The organism is Marisediminitalea lipolytica, from assembly GCF_001758465.1.
In the GTDB taxonomy this organism is placed as follows: Bacteria; Pseudomonadota; Gammaproteobacteria; order Enterobacterales; family Alteromonadaceae; genus Alteromonas; species Alteromonas lipolytica.
This window is the reverse complement of the sequence record NZ_MJIC01000010.1, coordinates 467703-487930: the sequence shown is the minus strand read 5'-3', so window position 1 is coordinate 487930 and position 20228 is coordinate 467703. Positions and strand designations below refer to the sequence as shown.

Sequence of the window (20228 nt, the reverse complement as noted above, 5' to 3'; positions counted from 1 at the left end):
TCTGCTATTGATAAAGCTCTATCCGGCCATTCTTACCTACGCCTATGCAACCTTTGCCTGCCTGACAAGCCAGGCTCCATATATTACTTTGGCTTACCCACTGCCAGTCAGATGCGCCCGGTCGCAATACAGCCACGCCCTGAGGATTACTTACCCAGTATTCAACACCACCCTGTACCGATAACACCGCCGAACCGTAAACCGCACCGGTTAAAGGTAATGCGGGTAACGCCAGCCAGCTATTGTCAGCCATATCATACAGCCAGGCCTTTGCAGGAAGCGTTGATTGTTTCAGGCTTCCGCCACTCACTAACAGGGTTTGCTTAATAGGTTGCAGCGAAAAAATCCCGCCAGCTTCGCCGCCTGCAATTGGACTCTCAATACTTTGCCACTGGCCCTGGGTGTAAAGTAACACCCGCGCGACAGAACCATTACCGGTACCAATGACCATGCCGTTATCACCAGCGCCATTTAAGCAGGTGCCGCTGGAGGCAAATCCGCCTTCAGATGGCTGCGCGTTAAAAGGCACCTGCTGGCGCTGCCAATGCTCGCCGCTATCCTCAGTTGCCAGCACAAATAATCCCTTTTCATCCGCGTCACCGTATAACCAGCCCTGCCCGTTACTGGCCACGTAAAAACAATCGTAAAACGTGCTGGCAGTCTCACCGGTGGCTACCCGTCGCCAGGACTGGCCGAGATTATCACTGATAAAAATCCCGGAATCAGCCTCTTCACCGGCACTCATCACCACTAAACGACCAGAGTCCAGCCACTGGTTATCGCGAAACTGCAACGCATCACTCTGCGCCGGTCCGTTAAGCTTTTGCCAGTGCTGGCCATCATCCTGTGAAAGATAAATAGCGCCCGCAGTACCAGAGGCTACCACCCTGTCCTTCAACCAGGTCACCGCCTGAAACGAAACCTGCTCATCCAGGTCATACCGGGTGGTTGCTGCCATCGCACCACTACTAATAAGCGGGCTAAGCAGCGCAAGACGGGCAAAATTTTTCATCCCCCGACGCAGCATTCCCGCACACAATTTGCTAGCATTTAAAAATAAGCAGTACATTAGTTAAATTACCTATGGCCAGGCCAAAACCCATTATCGAAGTCGTTACCTATGGCATCCACACCAAGTGGGATGCTGATGCCAAAGCGTTACCCAAAATAAGAACCTTCACCACCCATATTCCACTGGAACTGGATATCGAATTTGGTTTTATTGTTAACATAAAACGCGCCAAAAACCAGTGTGTTCGCTATTGTATTTATCACCCGGGGATCCCGGATAAAAACGGTGTGCCCATGGCTCCATTTGATGGCGAGGAGTATATCCGCTCTAACGACTGGGATTTTTATCTGGGCGATACGCTGTGGGAACCGCTGGATAATAAAGCCGGGGAATGGCGGATGACATTAACACTTAACGACACCATCATTGCGGATAAAACATTTACCGTTGAGCATGACCTGCCCTACGACGGCGCCCAATTTTGGCAGCGGGGAAAACCAAAACTTCGTCGCTGATCCAAGGCAAAGGCACTGTCCAACCAGTAAACGCAACTGACGCCTTGCTATTATTTCGGGCAATTTTGCACCGATGTGATTCAACGGTGCTTACTCACTTATTATATATCTTATACTTTACAATGGCTTAACCCTACATTTTGAGGGGAATACTTTTTGCAGTATCCATCGGGCAAAAAATAATAAGGAGTAAGTATGCACGCATTTATAGAAGGCATGCCAAAAGCTGAATTACACGTTCATATCGAAGGCACCCTGGAACCGGAACTCAGTTTCGCCCTGGCGAAGAAAAATAACATCGAGCTCCCATTCGACACCCCGGAAGCCCTGATCGCCGCCTACGATTTTCATGACCTACCCTCATTTTTAAAAATTTATTACGCTGGCATGAGCGTGCTGATTGACGAAGACGACTTTTTCCGGCTCACCTGGGATTATCTGGAGAAAGCGGCGTCGCAAAATGTTGTTTATACCGAAATATTTTTTGACCCTCAGGGGCACACCAGTCGTGGCGTTAGTTTCGACACTGTGATTACCGGTATTCGTCGTGCGCAAAGTGCTGCCGAGGAAAAACTGGGGATCAGAAGTCAGTTGATTATGTGCTTCCTGCGTGACATGTCAGCAGAAAGCGCCATGGAGCATCTCGAGATGGCTAAGCCCTACCTTGGCTGGTTGGTGGGTGTTGGTCTGGACTCCGACGAATACAATAATCCGCCGGTAAAATTCCGTGAGGTGTTCAAGCTTGCCAAAGAATGGGGCTTAAAACTCACTATGCATTGCGATGTCAATCAGAAAAACACGCTGGAGCATATTCGTCAGGTTATTGAGATCATCGGCGTAGACCGTATTGACCACGGGGTTAACTCACTGGAATCAGAACAACTATGTGAACTTATCAAAAGTCATAAGCTGGGTCTTACCGTTTGTCCGGTATCTAACCAGTTTGTTGTGCAGTCTCTCACCTCAAATGAAATTCGCGAAATGCTGAATAAAGGCATGCTGGCGACCATCAATTCTGACGATCCTGCCTACTTTCGTGCCTACATGAATGAAAACCTTATTGCTCTTCAGGAAGAAGGTAATTTCACTAAGGAAGAGCTTAAAACGCTGATGGCTAACGCATTTACCGTGACCTGGCTACCCGAACCAGACAAACAGGCCTATCTTGCGCAACTCGACGCCTATCAATGACGCACTCATCCCCAAAGCCATTTTATTAATGACGAATAACGCTGGAATTCACCCTTTGATGGCTTTAGGGTACGAGCCCAGTATTATCATCTTCTTTTGTCATCGATTGTGACCTTTGTTCAAGGAGTTACCATGAATTTGCCTTCCCCTTATTTATTATTCATTGGCAATGCTACCGATCCGCTCAGTATCAAAATGGCCAAAAGCGCTGCCGACTGGAGCCCTGACATGTGCGTCGGCGAGTTTGCTCTTCCCGGCTGCACGGTCACTACCGGCTTGCCTCTAATGTCTATCGAGGAAGGCGCTCAACAAGGAGCTAAGGCCTTTGTTCTGGGATTTGCTAACAGTGGTGGCGTGTTAGATCCGGTGCTGGTGGACTCAATCATCACTGCGCTGGAAAACGGCATGGATATTATTAACGGCCTGCACGATAAATTAACCGATATTCCTGAAGTGGCAGCAAAAGCCGCGGAACTCGGGCGACGCCTGATTGATATTCGCCACCCCACCACCAAATTTAAAACCGGCAAAGGCGAAAAACGCCCCGGTAAGCGCCTGTTAACCGTTGGTACCGACTGCTCAGTAGGAAAAATGTACACCACCTTAAGTCTGGCCAAAGCCATGCAGGCAAAAGGAATCAAAGCCACATTCAGGGCCACTGGCCAAAGTGGCATTCTGGTAGCCGGTGAAGGCATTGCCGTTGACTGTGTGGTGTCGGATTTTATTTCTGGTAGTGTCGAGGCGTTGTGCCCGGCCAATGACGAAGACCACTGGGATCTGATTGAAGGCCAGGGCTCGCTCTACCACCCTGCTTTTGCAGGCGTAAGCCTGGGCTTGTTACACGGTTCACAACCCGATGCGCTGGTGATATGTCATGCACTGAATCGCGACCATATGCGGGCTCTGCCAGGCAGACCCTTGCCAGGCCTTGAAGACGTAATCGAAATGAACCTGCAAGCCGGGCGTATTACCAACCCAAACATCAAAGTTGTGGGTGTGTCTGTAAATACCTCCTCGGTGAGTGACGAGGAAGCGCTGGCCTATTGTCAAAGCGTGACTGAAAAACTGGGCTTACCCTGTGTTGACCCTATCCGTCACGGCGTTGACGCCTTGCTGGAGGCACTGGAATGAGTCTGACTTTTAAAGCTTTTGCTGAGTCCTTTCCCTTAGCCCGCGAGTTTCGCATTTCCCGAGGCGCTAAAACCCAGGCCGATGTGATCACGGTTATAGTGAGTGACGGACAATACTATGGCTGGGGTGAATCCGTGCCCTACGCCCGTTACAACGAATCAATCGAAAGCGTACTGGCCCAATTAGAAGATGTAAAAACCCGTTTTGCGACGGTGAATGATACCCAGGACCTACTGACGCTGTTACCCGCAGGCTCCGCTCGTAACGCTCTCGATGCGGCCTTATGGGATTTAAAAGCCAAACTCACCGGTAAGTCAGTAGCCAGTCTGGCCAACCTGCGGGTAACGCAACGCTGCAATACCGCCCAAACCCTGAGCATTGATACGCCAGAGGGCATGCAGGCACAGGCCGAAGCCATTAAAAATGCGCCGCTGATAAAAATTAAGCTGGATGAACATCTGGTACTGGAACGCCTGGCTGCGATCCACCAGGCTTCGCCGCAAAGCCGCCTGATTGTTGATGCTAACGAAGGCTGGCAGGTAAGTATGCTGAAGGAATGGTTACCCGAAATGGCCAGACTTGGCGTGACGCTGATAGAACAACCTGTTCCAGCGCAGGCAGATGCCGAACTTGCCGGGCTCAACAGCCCGGTACTGTTATGTGCCGATGAGTCCTGTCACACCAGTAGCGATATCGAACGTCTTGCGAGTTATTATCAGGCCGTCAATATTAAGCTGGATAAAACCGGCGGCCTGACTGAGGCTATCCGAACGCAACAGATCGCTCGCGAGCACGGCATGCAAATAATGATTGGCTGCATGGTCGGCTCTTCGCTGGCCATGGCTCCCGCCTATGAAATATGCGCCGATGTACAGTTTGTGGACTTGGATGGCCCCTTACTGGTTGCCCAGGACCGACAGGATGGCTTTTGCTTTGACAATGGCCGCATGAGTCAGCCAGAGCCATTTCTGTGGGGATTGCCGGGTCAGTATGGTCAGCATGGTCTGGCCGCACTCTGGCACAAGCTGCCCGACTAAATTTGCCGACCACCCAATGCCACTAAGGTGTGCCACTCGTTTTCTATCACCGGCATGACAGATAAACGGTGGCCCTTTTTAACCAGACTAAGCTCGGTGATCTGCGGGCAATCCTTAATAGTGCTCAGTTCCAGTACCCGGGCAAACTTACTAACATATTTTACATCCACGCTATACCAACGGGGCTTTTCCTGGGTGGCTTTGGGATCAAAGTACGCCGATTCCGGATTAAACTGCGTCGCATCGGGATAGCCGGCTTTAACCACCTCAGCAATGCCGGCAATCCCCACCGTTTTACAACTGGAATGATAAAAAAACACCCGATCCCCCACCTTAACCTCATCGCGCAGGAAGTTTCGTGCCTGGTAATTTCTTACACCGTCCCAGGGTTCGGTCTGATTAGGGCGGGCAGCCAGATGATCGATGCCAAACACATCAGGTTCTGATTTAAACAGCCAGTATTGCATTGTATGGTTCTCCGAATTAAGCGGCGCCAGTATACGCCAGCACGACCAGCAAATCAGCTGTTGAGAAGTGTTCTGCTACCGGCCCTTGTGAACAACCATGATGACTCCATATCTTAGCAAAACCTTAGAGGAAAATCGGATGAGTGCTATTCAGGTGGTTTGCCCCCATTGTCAGGGCTTGAATCGGAGTCCGGCTGAGCGATTGCAGGACAATCCTCGCTGCGGAAAATGTAAACAGGGCTTGTTGCCCTCTCACCCTATTGAGCTTAATCAAGCCGCTTTTGGCCGCTTTGTCCAAAAATCGGATCTGCCGGTGATCGTGGATTTTTGGGCCGACTGGTGCGGCCCGTGTAAAATGATGGCCCCGGCGTTTGCCCAGGTGGCCAGTCAGTTACAGGGCAAAGCCATCTTTGCCAAAGTGGATACCGAAGCTAATCCGGCGCTCAGCCAGCAGTACGCCATTCGCAGTATTCCCAGCTTACTGGTTTTTAAACAGGGCCGCGAAGTGACGCGTCAGGCCGGTGCCATGCCAGCCGGACAACTGCTGCAATGGGCGCAGCAGGTGATTGGCTAAGTAAAGAGTGACCCGACCCGCTGTTCAGCCTGATGAACAGCGCAACATAAAGAAAACGGCCCATGCTATGTTCGGGCGTGGATGTTTGTTATAATTCGCGTGTTTTCACTACCCCCTGAAGAGTTTCATGCAAGCAACCATTAAAGCCGATCGCGGTTTGTTTTCTTACCCTAAATACTGGGCCCATTGTTATGGCAGTGCGCCATTTTTACCTATGTCGCGCGCCGAAATGGACGAACTGGGCTGGGACAGCTGCGATATCGTACTGGTCACCGGCGATGCCTATGTGGATCACCCCAGTTTTGGTATGGCCATTATTGGCCGCTTGCTGGAAGCGCATGGCTTTCGGGTAGGTATTATTGCTCAGCCAGACTGGCAAAATAAAAACGATTTTATGAAGTTGGGTAAACCCAACCTCTACTTTGGTGTCACAGCGGGCAACATGGATTCCATGATTAACCGGTACACCGCCGATAAAAAGCTGCGTCACGACGATGCCTACACCCCCAACAACGAAGGCGGTAAACGCCCGGACAGAGCGGTAACCGTGTATTCTCAGCGTTGTCGCGAAGCCTATAAGGATGTGCCCATTATTTTAGGCGGCATTGAAGCCAGCCTGCGCCGAATTGCCCACTATGATTACTGGTCAGAAAAAGTCCGTCGTTCCGTGCTGTTCGACGCCAAGGCTGATCTGTTGATGTTTGGTAATGCCGAACGCCCACTGGTAGAAGTGACCCATCGTCTGGCTGCCGGTGAAGCCATCGGTGATATTACCGACGTTCGCGGTACTGCCATTATTGTTAAACAACCGCTGCCAGAATGGCAGGGTGTAGATTCCACCTCACTGGACAGACCCGGTAAAATTGACCCCATTCCGAATCCTTATGTTATGGAGCCGGACTGTGAGGGCGAAAACGAAAACAAAGCCAGTGAACCAGGTGAAGAAGCCAAAGCCCAACCGATAGTGGTGCAACCGGCCGAGCGACGTAAGCCCTGGGAGCAGGTGTACGTTAAACTGCCCGCTTTTGAAGTGGTGCGCGATAACAAAACCCTGTATGCCCACGCCAACCGAATTTTGCATCAGGAAACTAACCCGGGCTGCGCACGGGCGCTGTTGCAGCGGCATGGTGATCGGCATATCTGGATAAACCCACCAGCCATGCCGCTGGAAACCGAAGAAATGGACGCGGTTTTCGACCTGCCCTACCAGCGTGTACCTCACCCGGTTTACGGCAAAGCGAAAATCCCGGCCTACGACATGATTCGCTTTTCGGTCAATATTATGCGGGGCTGCTTTGGTGGCTGTACGTTCTGCTCGATCACTGAGCACGAAGGTCGCATTATTCAGAGCCGGTCAGAAGACTCTATCATTCGTGAAATCGAACAAATTCGCGATACCGTGCCTGGCTTTACCGGGGTTATTTCTGATTTAGGTGGCCCTACGGCGAACATGTATCGCTTACGCTGTAAAAGTGCCAGGGCAGAAGCCACCTGCCGTCGTCCCTCCTGTGTGTACCCATCTATTTGTGCTCACATGGATACCGACCATAAGCCGACAATCGATTTATATCGCCGCGCCCGTGACTTGCCCGGCATTAAAAAGATCCTTATTGCCTCAGGCGTGCGCTACGATTTGGCTATAGAAGATCCTAAATACATCAAAGAGCTGGCCAAGCACCATGTCGGCGGCTATTTAAAAATTGCCCCTGAGCATACCGAGGAAGGCCCCTTAAGCAAAATGATGAAGCCGGGTATGGGCACCTATTATCGCTTTAAGGAACTGTTTGATAAGTATTCCAAAGAAGCCGGTAAAGAACAGTATCTTATTCCCTACTTTATTGCCTCGCATCCCGGCACCACCGATGAAGACATGCTGGCGCTGGCAATCTGGCTGAAAGAAAACCGCTTTAAGCTGGATCAGGTACAAAACTTTTATCCTTCGCCAATGGCAACGGCTACCACGCTTTATCACACCGAGGTAAACAGTTTACGCAAGGTGAAAAAAGACAGTGAAACCGTGCCGTCAGCCAAGGGAGAAATCCACCGTCGACTGCATAAAGCACTGTTACGCTACCATGACCCGAAAAACTTTGCGCAAATCCGCAAGGCGCTGATTAAAATGGGCCGCGAAGATTTAATTGGCCGTGGTCCCCAGCACCTGGTACCACCAGAGTCTGGCAACGAAAAACGCCAACGTGCAGCACAGCCCCGCCGCGGCGAACGGGCCATGACCAAGCACACCGGATTTAAAAATGCGGCAAGCCCGAGGGGCAACTATGGCGGCCGTAAGCCCAAGGGTAAAAGCGTCAGTAAATAACGCTGGATTGTTTACTTTTCAGGCAACTGCAATCGGCATGCAAACCAAGCGCTGTGTTGATAACAATGTTGCCTGATTTATCGCGTAGCAATATAAGTAAATAGTGATATGTATCAAGGTATTTGTCGTACTAATGGCATAAACTGAAAACAGTGGAAAGGCCACTGTTAACAACCAGATAAGAGCTATTATGACTATTGAAAAACATGATCTTGTTCATGAATTCCCTGATCATCAGCACACTATTCGTCATTTAAAAATGAATGACCGTCACTTTGCCAAACTTTTCGAGCAGTACAACGAACTCGATACGCTTATTCACAAAATGGAAGAAGGTGTAGAACCCACCTCTGATGACATTTTAAATGAGAAAAAAGCAGAGCGCCTGCAGTTAAAAGACGCACTGTTTGCCTTCATTAAAGAAACTGAAGCAACCCAATAATTCCCCCAATAATTCTAGTGTTACCCAACCGATTTTCCGGGGCTATATGCTCCGGATTTTTGTGTTATCACCGGTATTTATACCAACATTATTTTGCCTTTAGTCAGATTCCCTTTATTATTCAATCGCTGTCAGTGAAGTTTGAAGTATGAGGGCGGACAATCTTGGCAAAAAACCATTATTCTATTATTTGTAACCAACAAATCGCGATTGTCCATATCAATGGCAGTTGGGGTGAAAGCACCACCCGCCGTTTTGTGCGGGAATTCAAAAAACAAGTCAGTCCGCTAACATCTGCGCCCTGGGCACAGCTGGTATATTTTGACAACTGGCAATTCTCCAGCCCCAATAACGAGCCGGCAATTTCTGAATTGCTGCAATGGAGCGTTAGTCATAACCTCACCCACTCCGCGCGTATTTTTAAAACCGATCCGCTTAAACGCTATCAGCTTAATCGTATGATGGATGAAAACGATGAAAGCCTGGCGATCAGGCATTTTGTTGCGGCTGAAGAGGGTTTTAGCTGGCTGGCAGAAAACGGATTTACGGTGACGGGCTCCGCTGACTTTGAATGATAATAAAGTGAAAGAGACTAAACAGTCTCTTTCACGATAGCGGGTTATTTCCCGGGAGACATTGCTACGGTAATGTCCTCAGGAACTGCGCGACTAATGGTCATTTCCTTAATTTCGATGATCACATTAGGATACGTATACTGCTTGAGTACATTGTAAGTCTCTGTTGCACCGTGATAACGGGCAAAGGCAGTGAGCCCCATACCATTGCAAACCAGGCCGTTGGCCAACACCCGGTAAGCTTTTTGGGTAATTTTAGTGGTTGGAGCAAAGTCTTTTACGGCTTTTCGTAGTCCCATTCGATCATCTTCTGCTGCATTACGACAAACAGAAATTAAATCCTCCTCCATTTCTTTTGGATAGTTTTCGGCCATGGCGGTGCCACATACTGCAGAAAGCGATAACACCGTCAGGGTGACAGGTAAATATTTACTGGTATTCATGGTATTTCCTATGCCTGATTTACATGTAGTTGGGTATTTCGCTGGCGATACTGCTGCTCAGACACCCAAAGTCTAGAACCCAAAGTGCCTTGTCATCACTGACCATTACATGAAACTGACATGAAAAATTTAATTAACTAAAATTCATTGGCTTACTGGCTGAATAATCATATGACCGTCATGACGGTCATATGATTATCATTTCAACTGCTATACTTTAGTTGTAGAAAAGGGCTGAGCGAGCGAAGGTTGTGCGCCCATGACATACGATAAGTCTTCTCGAACCATCACCGATACGCAGGGCGTGCAACGTATATTGTCGCCAAAGTGTGGCTTGTTGTTCGAGCTATTAATAGATAATCAAGGTCACATCGTCACCCGCGAAACCATGCGCGAGACTATCTGGCAGCGTCAGGTGGTGAGCGAGGATATGATTAATCACCTCGTCTGCCGTCTTCGAAAAGAACTGAATTCGCTGGAACAGGAATGCCCCTGGCAAATCGAAGTTATTCCCAAACTCGGCTACCGTTTAGTTACCGAAACACACCACCATCTCATCAAAGCATGGTTACAACGCTGGATAGACTGGGTTAATCATATTATCAAATAATCTTCCCTCGGCTAAAGACCCGGTCCTTACTTGTAAGTTTCATCGTTTCTGGAGTAACCTGAGCCTACCTTAAAGGAACAAAAGCAGAAACTACGGATGACTGAACAAACCTTACGCAACGCAAGCTTTGACCCTAAAGTAAAAACATATTGGTTAATCAATGTACTCATTGTGTCTGGCGTCACCGTGATTGGGATCCCGCTACTGCTTATATCTGTTCCCTTGGTACTGTTTATCAGCGACCGTATGCTCAGGGCCATGTCGGCCACTCTCACCGAGCGTAAACTGGTGGTTAAACGGGGGATTTTGTTTAAGGTAGAGAAATCCATTCCGCTGGAAAAAATCACTGATGTCGCCATGAGCCAGGGGCCTTTAATGCGCGCTCTGGGACTTGACCGCCTAAGCTTTGAAACCGCAGGTCAATCAGGCCCAGGGGCTTTAGTTTCGCTAATTGGTATCGAAGACGCGGCGGGTTTTCGTGAGGCAATTCTTACTCAAAAAGACAATATGCCGGCGGCTAAATCAGTCAGTCTGCCTACCGAACCATCGGATCTGGCAGAACTTACGGCCAGTGTAAAACGGATCGAAGCCCTGCTGGCCACACTGGTAAAACAGCAGTAGTGGTTATCGGGCAATCTGCTGTGAGGACTTTTGCTGCATAAAATGAATTAGTCATCATTTGATCTGTCAGCTTCAATTTCGGAGCTTAATAAATTCTGACAGTCTCCTGTGTACGTGAAGCGGTCGTTCAACTAACTTATTTCTGCCTCGAAAAATACTGGAAGCTGACTATTAATTTATCTGCAGAATCGACCAGAATGTCTTAGACATTCTCTTAGTTCATAATTTAATGACACTATCACTAAATTAATTATACAGCATGGACTGTCGCATTCTTAAACAGGAATATTTTTTGGAACTCATTAGTCTGATCAATGCTGGAATTATTGCTGTCTCAATTCAGGGAAGTGTCATGCTTTGGCACAAACAAGGACATAAAGGCATATGCTTATATTTGCTTTTAATTGCCATAGCTGCGCTGTTTAATATTATTGAAGGCATCTACTTTATTTCGGATACCTTTTTAATTACACCTGTTTTTCAATTGCTTTTTGGGCCTGCATTGTTTTTGGCTTGCGTCGGTTTAATCCATAAAAAAACTTCAAAAATTGATGCTTTACACTTCTTTCCGGCAATTATTTCAATACCCTTCACCAACTATGTGCAGATCATTATTGCTTTGGGGACAATATCCAGAATTGGGTATTCGGTGTTAACTGCACTCAAGTTGTATTCATATAAAAAGAGTTTGGATTTAGAACGCTCGGATTCAGATGAATACTCATTTCAGTGGATGATTGCGATTATTGCTATTACCGCAGTGTTTAATTTACTCGATCTTATTCGCCTTAATTTTCAGCCATACATAGCAGGAGAATTAAACTTAATTGGGCAGGCTTTTAATAACGGTTTATGGCTTGTCGCCATTATTTTTATCACTTATAAACTTAACGAGCAAAAAAGTTCACCTTCGATAAAAGATGAAGCAATAGAACGTTCATCTTTTAAGGAGGATTCGGGACACTTTTTACCTATATACAGTGCTTTGGACAACCAAGTTAAAGAAGAACAGTTGTACAAAGTTAGTCGCCTCACGTTAAATCAACTTTCAGAGCTTACAGGACTGCAACCGCGTGACATTTCCAGAGCCATAAACCTCAACGCAAATAAAAGTTTTAATGAATATATTAATGATTTGAGAGTCGACTACGTTTGCAATATTCTTCGAAGTGGTGCACAAAAATCTATCACAGACTTAGCATTTGAAGCGGGTTTTAGCTCAAAGGCAGTATTCAATCGCGCATTTAAGCAGGTAACGGGCATGACACCATCTCGTTTTAAAAATCAGCAATAGAGGGAAGAGGAAGCCAGTTACACCTATTATCATAAAGGACCTGAGTCTTGATTTTTAACGTTTCATATCTTGTTTTGATACGACTTATTCAGTGAACGGTTGCATATTTGCTCAACTTTTTCTATTTGGAGTTGAGATAGATGCTTACTCGTTACAAGCTAGTTATCTTTGGACTGATCACTTGCATTGCAGGTTGTCACACTACTACTAATGCTTTCGATCCAGAGAGCCGCAGCTTTACTCTCAAAAACGTTAATATTGTAGATGTAAAAGCGGGAGCAATCCTGCCAGGCCAAAACGTATGTGTCGTCGATAGTATTATTACTCAAGTCTCTAAAAATAGCTGTCCACGTAATGATTTAACTGAAATTGACGGTAAAGGCGGCTACCTCACTCCCGGCTTAATTGATATGCACGTACACACCTTTGAGAAAGAAGGGTTGATGTTTACATTAAGCCACGGAGTAACCCACGTTCGCCTGATGAACGGAGTTTCAGCCCAACTTAAGTGGCGAGACGACGCTGAAGCAGGAACCATGCTTAGCAGCACAGCCACTGTTAGTAGTCCTATTATCTCTGGTTATGAAGGTGCCGTACTACACCACGGGCTATCATCAGCAGAAGATGCCAGAAAAGCTGTAACTAAATATCACGCACAGGGTTATGACTTAATCAAAGCTTACAATAACCTTAATCCACAAGCATTTTTAGCGCTAATGGAAGAAAGCCGGAAACTGGGAATTCCTGTCGCAAAAGATGGCCCAGATGTGCCTACTTCTTTTGATATTGCCGATTTTAATGATGTGCAGAGCTTTGAGCACGTAGAGAACATTTTCTATGTGGCGCTGGACAGAAAAATGAACATCGAAAACTTAGCGCCTTTCATTGAAAAAGCAAAAGCTACTGGAGTGCCAATAACACCAACAGTCAATATTTTTGACCAGCTTACAAGGCTGAGTGTCGAAAAAGAAGCGTTCGTGAATCAACTACCACAACACTATATTTCCAGCATAGTTAAAATGGAGGATAAGCGAAATCAAGTAAAACGATGGTTAGAAACCACCGAGCAAAACGCCAATTATAACCAACAGGTATTTAACTTTTTACTAGTGATGACAAAGGCGTTACATGACGCTGATATTCCGCTGTTAATAGGCACTGATTCAGGCAACCTACTTTCACCTCATGGCTTAGCCACACATAATGAAATGAGATTATTTTCTGATGCGGGTATTGACTCATTCTCCATTCTCAAGGCCGCTACTTACAACGCGGCAAAAGCGCTTAATTTGGAAAAACAAATAGGCCAAATTAAAGAACGGTTTTACGCTGATTTCATATTATCAGATCACGATCCAACAAAGGACTTACAGCAATTAAAAATGCCAAAAGCCGTAGCTAAAAGAGGTGTTTGGCTTAATCAAGGCGATTTGGAACAGCTCAGAAGTAAGGCGAAAGATTCAAAGAGTTTGTGGTCTGAATTGCGTGTTTACTCAGAAATGCTTACGAGGTAAGTCATGAATAATTATTTTATATGTTTCAGCGCTTCGGGCTTTTCTTCCAAGATTAAGAATGTAAAAAGGACTATCTACATTTGTTTATTTTTAAGCTTTTCAAACGTGGCCTGGGGTTTAGACTTAATAACGGAAAAACAGTGGCGAGAAGATATTAACGTTTATGTAAAAAATTTAGAGCAAGGGCATATAAACCTCTTTCACACAGTTGATAAAGCAAATTTTTATAAGCAACTTGCCAGGTTACAGGAACAGCTTCCAAAACTCTCAGAAAATGAGGTGCTGGTTAAACTGATGGAGCTGACAAGAACAGTTGATGATGGTCATACATCATTCCCATTGTGGGGACCAAAGCTACACAAGTTCCCAGTAAAATTGATTGCGATAGACCAAAGGCTTTTTGTTAATGAAGCCACAATCAATAATCAAGGTTTGCTTAAGAGTGAATTAGTATCAATTAACGGCAAACCAATTAAAGAAATTTTTAACACATTGGCAAAGCTGGTGCCTTTCTCTGAAAACCCGTATTCGACTCAGGTACGCGTAGCTCAATATTTGCCTATGGCAGAAGTATTGAATGGATTGGGGATTATCGAGCCTGATTACACTGCTCGCTTCACCTTCAAGAGTAATGGAAAAATCATCCGCCAGGATTGGCTAGCGAATGTGTCACAGAGCTTTATAAAAGCCGAACCTTTAGGGACTTTCAAACCACAAGAAAAACTAGGGGTAGCAAATAAATATTTGTGGTTTGCATCTTCAGCAAACAAAGAGTCTGTGTACGTTAAGTTTGAGCGCTATACAAGCCTTGACCGAATGGAAAATTTTGCATCTTCACTATTGGCTTTTATAAACAAAAACCAAAGTAAAAATCTCATCTTAGATTTAAGAAATAACTTTGGCGGCGATTTTTTCGTTGGATTAAAACTGGCACAACATTTAGTACTTGCTGACAGTTTGAACTGGCGTTCTGGTATTTACGTGCTGATCAACAACGTCACCTTTTCCGCAGCAATGAGTAATGCCGCTCAGTTCAAAAGTTTACTCAATGCAGAATTAGTTGGAGAGCCTACAGGCGCAAAACCAAAAGGTTATCAAGATATGGGCGAGTTTACGCTGCCGCATTCTAGCCGGGTGGTGACCTATTCGAAGCGTCATTACGATTTTACAGGGAACAGCAGCCGTGCATTATTCCCTGACAAGTTAATAAAGCAAGAGATTAGTGATTACCTAAACAACATCGATAAACAGTTGCAGTGGATTTTGGAGCAGGTTGGCTGGTATGACGAATGAATCTGAGTAAGTATGTTGTTGAGCTGACCACAAAGCGAACGCCTTTTGTTGAGGTGTGCTGAAATTTATAGTGGTAAAGCCGGGCAAATGAGAATGCCACAAACCGGAAGTAGCGAAGTATAAACCTGACAGCCTGCTATTTGTCTAATGCCGACTGTCAGAACAAGTCGAAACCCTTAACGAAAAGTGTCAGATTAGATATGAGCCACTACACATAAAATGTTCAAAGTCTTCCGCAGGCATAGGTTTGGCAAAATAAAACCCCTGAATATAATCGCAGTCCAGCTCGACTAATCGTTCGTACTGTTCACGCGTTTCTACTCCTTCGGCCACCACTTTAATGTCCAGGTTGGTGGCAATACTCAGGATCCCTTCCACCAGGGCCTTATCGGTTTCACTGGTTAAAAAGCTGCCAACAAAATTCTTATCGAGTTTGAGGTATTTAATCGGGAAATACTTAAGATACGCTAACGACGAGTAGCCTGTACCAAAATCATCAATGGCCAGTTCAAGCCCAAGCTCGTGGTAATGCCGCAAAATATTACCCGCCGTCAGTGATTCTGAAACCAGCGCATGCTCGGTGATTTCGATAACGACATTAGCGGTTTGGGTACCGTATTCGTGTAGCTTGTTAACCATTTCTGAAATACAAGTGTCTTCATCCATCAGCTCAAAGGGTGATTTATTCAGTGACATCTGAAAATCCAGGCCATACAACTCGGTCCATCTGGCTAACTGTGACAGCGCTTCGTTACAAACCCAGGCATCCAGTTCACGCACCAGGCCATATTTTTCTGCCAGCGGCACAAAGGTATCCGGGGGCACAAAGCCCAGTTTTGGATGGTTCCATCTGACCAGCGCTTCCACTTTACTGACAAGCTGACTGCGGGCACAAAAGATGGGTTGATAATATAATTGCAGGCCGTTATTACGGATTGCTAAACGAAGGTCTTTTACCAACGAATTGTCATCCCGCAAAGCGGTTTCCAACACGCCAGAATAAAACTCAAAAGTATCCTTACCATGCTCTTTAGCGCTGTACATGGCATGATCAGCGCGACTCAGTAAAGACTGACAGGTTCGCCCGTCTTCCGGAAATATCGCAACCCCAATACTGGCAGACAAATTAACTTCAACCTCTTCCAACTGATTGATGTCATGAATTGATTGCAGGATATTGGCCAGGCTTTTTTTAACATCGTCGCTCTGATCAAACCCCATCATGCAAATAACAAATTCATCACCACCAAGACGGCCTACTTCATCAGATTGTCTGACCGCAGTCTTCAGTTGGGTCGCTACATTAGTCAGCAGCTTGTCACCAAACTCATGACCGAAATGATCGTTGTAGTATTTAAAGCCATCCAAATCCACATAAAAAATGGCAAACTTGCGATTGCGCAACATCGACAACTGCACCAGTTCTTCAATACACGCCTGGATACCGGTGCGATTTAACAGTCCGGTGAGACTATCATAATTCGCCAGATGCCAGACTTCCTGCTCCTGCTTGATCTCACTGGAAATGTCGCGAACAATTTTAGAAAACCCACACAGCTCATGGTTTTCATCATAAATGGGTGACAGCGATACCGATACGTACACCGGCTGACCATTTTTATGCAATCTTACCGTTCTGAAATGCCTTACCGGTTTGCCATTGCGTACCGAGGTGATCAGTTTTTTCTCTTCAGACAAACGTTCTGGAGGAAATAGCAATGTAACCGGCTTACCAATGATTTCAGCTGCGGTATAGCCAAACAGCCGTTCAGCCGCTTTATTCCAACTGGTAATAAAGTAATCAAGGGACTTACTGATAATGGCATCTTCAGATGATTCGACCAACGATTGATAATGGGCTAGTTGCTGGTCGTCTTTTATGGTTTTACGAATGTCCCTGACAAATAAGACACCACCGAAGGGTTTCCCGTCGACGTCATTTATGGCGGATACCGACACGGATACCGCTATGCTTTGCTCCTTACTGCTGTTAAATTTGCTACGAAAATGATCTGAAGTATTGCCGCTAAACAGCTCATCGAGCACCCATGCATTTCTGTACTGTTCGGTAATATCAAACAGCCACATCACTGGTCGCCCCACCAGCTGGGATTCGGTAAATCCGGTAAGGCGGCTCAAGGCACGGTTAACATCCACAATATTGCCCTGCCGATCATAACTAACGATAGCGTCTTCAGAATCACTGACAATGGCGGCATATCGCTTGAGGGTTTTCTCGTTTTGTACCTGCTGTGATATATCCTTAACAATTTTGGAAGCGCCAATAATAATACCGTCTTCGGCGAGAATGGGCGACACCGTCACCATAATGTCGATCAGATGACCGTCTTTATGGCGTCGCTGAGTTTTGTAGTGTTTTACACTGTCACCACGCTTTATGGCGCTTAATATTTGCTGTTCCTCAACAACCCGTTCCTCGGGAAACAACGTTAAAACCGATTGACCTACTATTTCATTTTCACTGTAACCAAAAATATCCTCAGCAGCCTGGTTCCAGCTGGTAATAATCCCATCCAGAGATTTGCTGATCACGGCGTCATTAGACGAGGCAATAATAGCTTTATAAAATTGTTCTGTTTTGACCATTTGTTACTTTCCGATCTCAGGTTGTACAAAACCACAAATTCTGAATAAACACGTACAGCCCCTTTTTGCAGTGTAGACCATAGAAAAAAGTTCGTGTTATTAAGTAAAAAATGTCATAGACAATTCACAGGGAGCATTGCGCATCATGCAGTGATAACCCGGCAAAAAAAAACCGGCATCCTTGCGGACACCGGTTTTTATCTGGAACATTGTGCTGAATTAAGCCACTGCGGCCTGCTCTTCCAGTTCTTCCTCTGTCTGGTGAGACAGCAGGTACTCAAAGGCGGCCAGAGACGCTTTCGCGCCCTCTCCCATGGAGATCACAATTTGTTTGTAAGGTACAGTGGTCACGTCACCGGCAGCAAAGATGCCAGGCTCTGAGGTGTTGCATTTATTATCAACAACAATCTCACCGTACTGGGTTAAATCTACCACGCCTTGCATAAACTGGCTGTTAGGCACCAGACCAATCTGCACAAACACACCGGCCAGCGGCAATGAATGTTCTTCGTTGGTGGCGCGATCCTGATATTCAATCGCCGTTACTTTACCGTTATCAGCAACAATTTGTTTGGTCGCTGCATTTTCGATAATCGTAATGTTGTCACGCTTATTTGCCTGGTCGATTAATACCTGATCGGCCTTCAATGTTGGCATAAACTCGAATACCGTGACCGATTTAACGATGCCTGCCAGGTCCAGAGCGGCCTCAATACCGGAGTTACCACCACCGATAACGGCTACATCCTTGCCTTTAAAGAACGGGCCGTCACAATGCGGACAGTATGCCACGCCATTACCTACGTTCTCTTTTTCGCCGGGTACGCCCAGTTCTCTCCAGCGTGCACCGGTAGCCACAATCAGCGACTTAGTTTTAATGATCTCGCCCGATGATAACGTTAGGGTTTTAATATTGCCTTTTTCGATACTGTCGACACGGACGTTATCTTTAAGCGTGATCTCATAATCATTCATGTGTTCGGCGAGGTTACCCACCAGCTCGGGGCCAGTTGTTTTAGGTACAGAAATCAGATTTTCGATACCCATGGTATCTTTCACCTGACCACCAAAACGGTCGGCAACGACGGTCACTTTCAGGCCTTTACGCGCACTGTAAATCGCCGCACTCACGCCAGCCGGGCCACCGCCAATCACGGTAACATCCTGTAAAGGCAGTTTCTGACCTTTATTGGCCTCTTTCAGGCTTGGGTCGAATTCTATTAATTTATCAATCAGTGTGGCGGCGTCTACTTTACCGTTCGCAAAGAGCTCACCATTTAAATACACACTGGGAACACCCTGAATATCACGTTCTTCAACCAGTGACTGGTATAAGCCACCGTCGATCATTTCAGACGTAATGTTGGGGTTAAGCAGCGCGAACTGGTTTAAAGCCTGGACTACGTCCGGGCAGTTATGACAGCTCAGGCTGATAAAAACTTCGAACTTCAGTTCGTCTTTTACACCTTTAACAATTGATGCAACGCTGTCATCAATTTTCAGTGCCGTACCTGACGCATGCAGCAGTGCCAGCACGAACGAGTTAAACTCGTGTCCGCCTGGGATCCCGGAAAAACGAATACCGGTATCTTCACCATCAGCTTCCAGTAAAAAACTGACTGAGCTGCGTAGTACGCCCTTTGTATCACGTTCTTCCAACTGGATTTTGTCACTTACTCCTGCCACATCAGACAGAAACTGCTTCAGCTCTTCTCGCTTACTGTGTTCGCCAGTTTGCAGAACAAAAGTAACGTCTTTCTGCATAGACGCGGTATAACCTTTCAACGCATTTAAGATTTCTTGCGTAATCATAATCAATTCTGCCTTGGTTAATGTGGTTGGGGGAATGTGCGGGCCAAGGCCCGCACCGACATTACTCGTTGGTTAAAACGGTAATTAAATTTTACCTACCAGGTCTAAAGATGGGGCAAGTGTCGCTTCGCCTTCTTTCCATTTAGCCGGGCAAACTTCGCCTGGGTGAGAAGCAACATATTGCGCTGCTTTTACTTTACGTACCAGGTCGTCTGCGTCACGGCCGATGCCTTCAGCAGTGATTTCCATTGCCTGGATGATGCCGTCAGGGTCAACAACGAAAGTTGCACGGTCAGCCAGACCCATGTTTTCACGCATACAGTCGAAATTACGGGTAATTTCGCCAGTTGGGTCGCCAATCATGGCAAATTTGATTTTACCAATGGTTTCCGAGGCTTCATGCCATGCAGCGTGAGTGAAATGAGTATCAGTTGATACTGAGAATACTTCTACGCCACGAGATTGCAGTTCTTCGTACTTGTCTGCCACATCGCCTAACTCGGTTGGGCACACAAAAGTGAAGTCAGCCGGATAAAATACGAATACCGCCCACTTGCCCGCGATGTCTTCGCTGCTTACTTCGATCAGCTCGCCATCTTTAAATGCATTTGCTTTGAATGGTTTGATTTGAGTGTTGATTAAAGCCATTTACTTTCTCCTAAAGTTAGGTTTTTTAACGCTTATAAAACTGTGTAGCTATCATTTTGTTCGTAAAGATAGTGACACTGTTGATCTGCAGTTTAGGTTACGAGAATTCAACCATTACGGATTGT

19 protein-coding genes are annotated in these 20228 nt (G+C 46.3%); 13 read left to right on the top strand and 6 right to left on the bottom strand.

From position 1 onward, the window contains the following. Window positions 1–4: 4 nt before the first annotated feature. Window positions 5–1012 carry a beta propeller repeat protein gene (locus BFC17_RS07665; protein WP_070175860.1) on the bottom strand — a complete coding sequence of 336 codons (1008 nt, stop codon included), beginning with the start codon at window positions 1010–1012 and terminating at the stop codon, window positions 5–7. A gap of 71 nt (window positions 1013–1083) precedes the next feature. On the opposite strand from BFC17_RS07665, the gene BFC17_RS07660 reads away from it, so the two are divergent. The 4 genes from BFC17_RS07660 (at window position 1084) to dgcA (ending at window position 4886) form a co-directional block, all read left to right on the top strand. Continuing rightward, window positions 1084–1527 carry a DUF3859 domain-containing protein gene (locus BFC17_RS07660; RefSeq protein WP_070175859.1) on the top strand — a complete coding sequence of 148 codons (444 nt, stop codon included), beginning with the start codon at window positions 1084–1086 and terminating at the stop codon, window positions 1525–1527. Window positions 1528–1722: 195 nt separating this feature from the next. Continuing rightward, the gene (gene add / locus BFC17_RS07655) at window positions 1723–2718 is read left to right on the top strand and encodes an adenosine deaminase (RefSeq protein WP_070175858.1); all 996 of its coding nucleotides are present in this window, start codon (window positions 1723–1725) and stop codon (window positions 2716–2718) included. Window positions 2719–2850: 132 nt separating this feature from the next. After that, entirely contained in the window at window positions 2851–3849 is a 999-nt protein-coding gene (dgcN, locus tag BFC17_RS07650; RefSeq protein ID WP_070175857.1) for an N-acetyltransferase DgcN, read from the top strand. Then, entirely contained in the window at window positions 3846–4886 is a 1041-nt protein-coding gene (gene dgcA / locus BFC17_RS07645) for an N-acetyl-D-Glu racemase DgcA (RefSeq protein ID WP_070175856.1), read from the top strand. Before dgcN ends, dgcA begins: the two co-directional genes overlap by 4 nt. Here dgcA and BFC17_RS07640 read toward each other — a convergent pair. Continuing rightward, complete coding sequence (locus tag BFC17_RS07640) at window positions 4883–5353, bottom strand: EVE domain-containing protein (RefSeq protein WP_070175855.1); 471 nt, start codon at window positions 5351–5353, stop codon at window positions 4883–4885. The two genes, dgcA and BFC17_RS07640, sit on opposite strands and share 4 nt — an antisense overlap. A 139-nt stretch (window positions 5354–5492) precedes the next feature. Here BFC17_RS07640 and trxC point away from each other — a divergent pair, with 139 nt between their 5' ends. The 4 genes from trxC (at window position 5493) to BFC17_RS07620 (ending at window position 9261) form a co-directional block, all read left to right on the top strand. Continuing rightward, window positions 5493–5927, top strand: coding sequence for a thioredoxin TrxC (gene trxC / locus BFC17_RS07635; protein ID WP_175439544.1), 435 nt, complete (start codon window positions 5493–5495; stop codon window positions 5925–5927). 127 nt (window positions 5928–6054) lie between these two features. Beyond that, window positions 6055–8244 carry a YgiQ family radical SAM protein gene (locus BFC17_RS07630; RefSeq protein ID WP_070175854.1) on the top strand — a complete coding sequence of 730 codons (2190 nt, stop codon included), beginning with the start codon at window positions 6055–6057 and terminating at the stop codon, window positions 8242–8244. 190 nt (window positions 8245–8434) lie between these two features. Continuing rightward, window positions 8435–8686 (top strand): HP1242/YdcH family protein, encoded by a 252-nt coding sequence (locus tag BFC17_RS07625; protein ID WP_070175853.1) that lies wholly within the window; start codon window positions 8435–8437, stop codon window positions 8684–8686. Window positions 8687–8850: 164 nt separating this feature from the next. Further along, complete coding sequence (locus BFC17_RS07620) at window positions 8851–9261, top strand: hypothetical protein (protein WP_070175852.1); 411 nt, start codon at window positions 8851–8853, stop codon at window positions 9259–9261. A 44-nt stretch (window positions 9262–9305) separates the two neighbouring features. On the opposite strand, the gene BFC17_RS07615 is transcribed toward BFC17_RS07620, so the two are convergent. Then, a complete protein-coding gene (locus BFC17_RS07615; RefSeq protein WP_070175851.1) occupies window positions 9306–9704 on the bottom strand; it encodes a DUF3718 domain-containing protein in 399 nt (132 codons plus the stop codon). A gap of 259 nt (window positions 9705–9963) precedes the next feature. Here BFC17_RS07615 and BFC17_RS07610 point away from each other — a divergent pair, with 259 nt between their 5' ends. From BFC17_RS07610 to BFC17_RS07590, 5 genes are all read left to right on the top strand, one after another. Then, the gene (locus BFC17_RS07610; RefSeq protein ID WP_070175850.1) at window positions 9964–10314 is read left to right on the top strand and encodes a winged helix-turn-helix domain-containing protein; all 351 of its coding nucleotides are present in this window, start codon (window positions 9964–9966) and stop codon (window positions 10312–10314) included. Between the two features lie 96 nt (window positions 10315–10410). Next, complete coding sequence (locus BFC17_RS07605) at window positions 10411–10935, top strand: PH domain-containing protein (protein WP_070175849.1); 525 nt, start codon at window positions 10411–10413, stop codon at window positions 10933–10935. 292 nt (window positions 10936–11227) lie between these two features. Continuing rightward, the gene (locus BFC17_RS07600; RefSeq protein ID WP_175439543.1) at window positions 11228–12229 is read left to right on the top strand and encodes a helix-turn-helix domain-containing protein; all 1002 of its coding nucleotides are present in this window, start codon (window positions 11228–11230) and stop codon (window positions 12227–12229) included. A gap of 140 nt (window positions 12230–12369) precedes the next feature. Beyond that, window positions 12370–13743: an amidohydrolase family protein gene (locus tag BFC17_RS07595; protein ID WP_070175847.1), complete on the top strand. Its 1374-nt coding sequence runs from the start codon at window positions 12370–12372 to the stop codon at window positions 13741–13743. A 3-nt stretch (window positions 13744–13746) separates the two neighbouring features. Then, entirely contained in the window at window positions 13747–15036 is a 1290-nt protein-coding gene (locus BFC17_RS07590; protein WP_070175846.1) for a S41 family peptidase, read from the top strand. A 189-nt stretch (window positions 15037–15225) separates the two neighbouring features. Here BFC17_RS07590 and BFC17_RS07585 read toward each other — a convergent pair whose 3' ends face one another. The 3 genes from BFC17_RS07585 to ahpC all read right to left on the bottom strand — a co-directional run bounded on the left by BFC17_RS07585 (window position 15226) and on the right by ahpC (window position 20103). Continuing rightward, the gene (locus BFC17_RS07585) at window positions 15226–17643 is read right to left on the bottom strand and encodes a sensor domain-containing protein (protein WP_070175845.1); all 2418 of its coding nucleotides are present in this window, start codon (window positions 17641–17643) and stop codon (window positions 15226–15228) included. Window positions 17644–17862: 219 nt separating this feature from the next. Next, entirely contained in the window at window positions 17863–19455 is a 1593-nt protein-coding gene (ahpF, locus tag BFC17_RS07580) for an alkyl hydroperoxide reductase subunit F (RefSeq protein ID WP_070175844.1), read from the bottom strand. 84 nt (window positions 19456–19539) lie between these two features. After that, window positions 19540–20103: an alkyl hydroperoxide reductase subunit C gene (gene ahpC / locus BFC17_RS07575; RefSeq protein ID WP_070175843.1), complete on the bottom strand. Its 564-nt coding sequence runs from the start codon at window positions 20101–20103 to the stop codon at window positions 19540–19542. Between the last annotated feature and the right edge of the window lie 125 nt (window positions 20104–20228).

What these genes read in the sequence shown, in the direction of transcription:
- BFC17_RS07665 (WP_070175860.1), bottom strand. Translation starts at nt 1,012, where the DNA reads ATGAAAAATTTTGCCCGTCTTGCGCTGCTTAGCCCGCTTATTAGTAGT.
- BFC17_RS07590 (WP_070175846.1), top strand. Translation starts at nt 13,747, where the DNA reads ATGAATAATTATTTTATATGTTTCAGCGCTTCGGGCTTTTCTTCCAAG.
- BFC17_RS07615 (WP_070175851.1), bottom strand. Translation starts at nt 9,704, where the DNA reads ATGAATACCAGTAAATATTTACCTGTCACCCTGACGGTGTTATCGCTT.
- BFC17_RS07605 (WP_070175849.1), top strand. Translation starts at nt 10,411, where the DNA reads ATGACTGAACAAACCTTACGCAACGCAAGCTTTGACCCTAAAGTAAAA.
- ahpC (WP_070175843.1), bottom strand. Translation starts at nt 20,103, where the DNA reads ATGGCTTTAATCAACACTCAAATCAAACCATTCAAAGCAAATGCATTT.
- trxC (WP_175439544.1), top strand. Translation starts at nt 5,493, where the DNA reads ATGAGTGCTATTCAGGTGGTTTGCCCCCATTGTCAGGGCTTGAATCGG.
- BFC17_RS07610 (WP_070175850.1), top strand. Translation starts at nt 9,964, where the DNA reads ATGACATACGATAAGTCTTCTCGAACCATCACCGATACGCAGGGCGTG.
- BFC17_RS07585 (WP_070175845.1), bottom strand. Translation starts at nt 17,643, where the DNA reads ATGGTCAAAACAGAACAATTTTATAAAGCTATTATTGCCTCGTCTAAT.
- BFC17_RS07660 (WP_070175859.1), top strand. Translation starts at nt 1,084, where the DNA reads ATGGCCAGGCCAAAACCCATTATCGAAGTCGTTACCTATGGCATCCAC.
- dgcN (WP_070175857.1), top strand. Translation starts at nt 2,851, where the DNA reads ATGAATTTGCCTTCCCCTTATTTATTATTCATTGGCAATGCTACCGAT.
- add (WP_070175858.1), top strand. Translation starts at nt 1,723, where the DNA reads ATGCACGCATTTATAGAAGGCATGCCAAAAGCTGAATTACACGTTCAT.
- ahpF (WP_070175844.1), bottom strand. Translation starts at nt 19,455, where the DNA reads ATGATTACGCAAGAAATCTTAAATGCGTTGAAAGGTTATACCGCGTCT.
- BFC17_RS07630 (WP_070175854.1), top strand. Translation starts at nt 6,055, where the DNA reads ATGCAAGCAACCATTAAAGCCGATCGCGGTTTGTTTTCTTACCCTAAA.
- dgcA (WP_070175856.1), top strand. Translation starts at nt 3,846, where the DNA reads ATGAGTCTGACTTTTAAAGCTTTTGCTGAGTCCTTTCCCTTAGCCCGC.
- BFC17_RS07595 (WP_070175847.1), top strand. Translation starts at nt 12,370, where the DNA reads ATGCTTACTCGTTACAAGCTAGTTATCTTTGGACTGATCACTTGCATT.
- BFC17_RS07625 (WP_070175853.1), top strand. Translation starts at nt 8,435, where the DNA reads ATGACTATTGAAAAACATGATCTTGTTCATGAATTCCCTGATCATCAG.
- BFC17_RS07640 (WP_070175855.1), bottom strand. Translation starts at nt 5,353, where the DNA reads ATGCAATACTGGCTGTTTAAATCAGAACCTGATGTGTTTGGCATCGAT.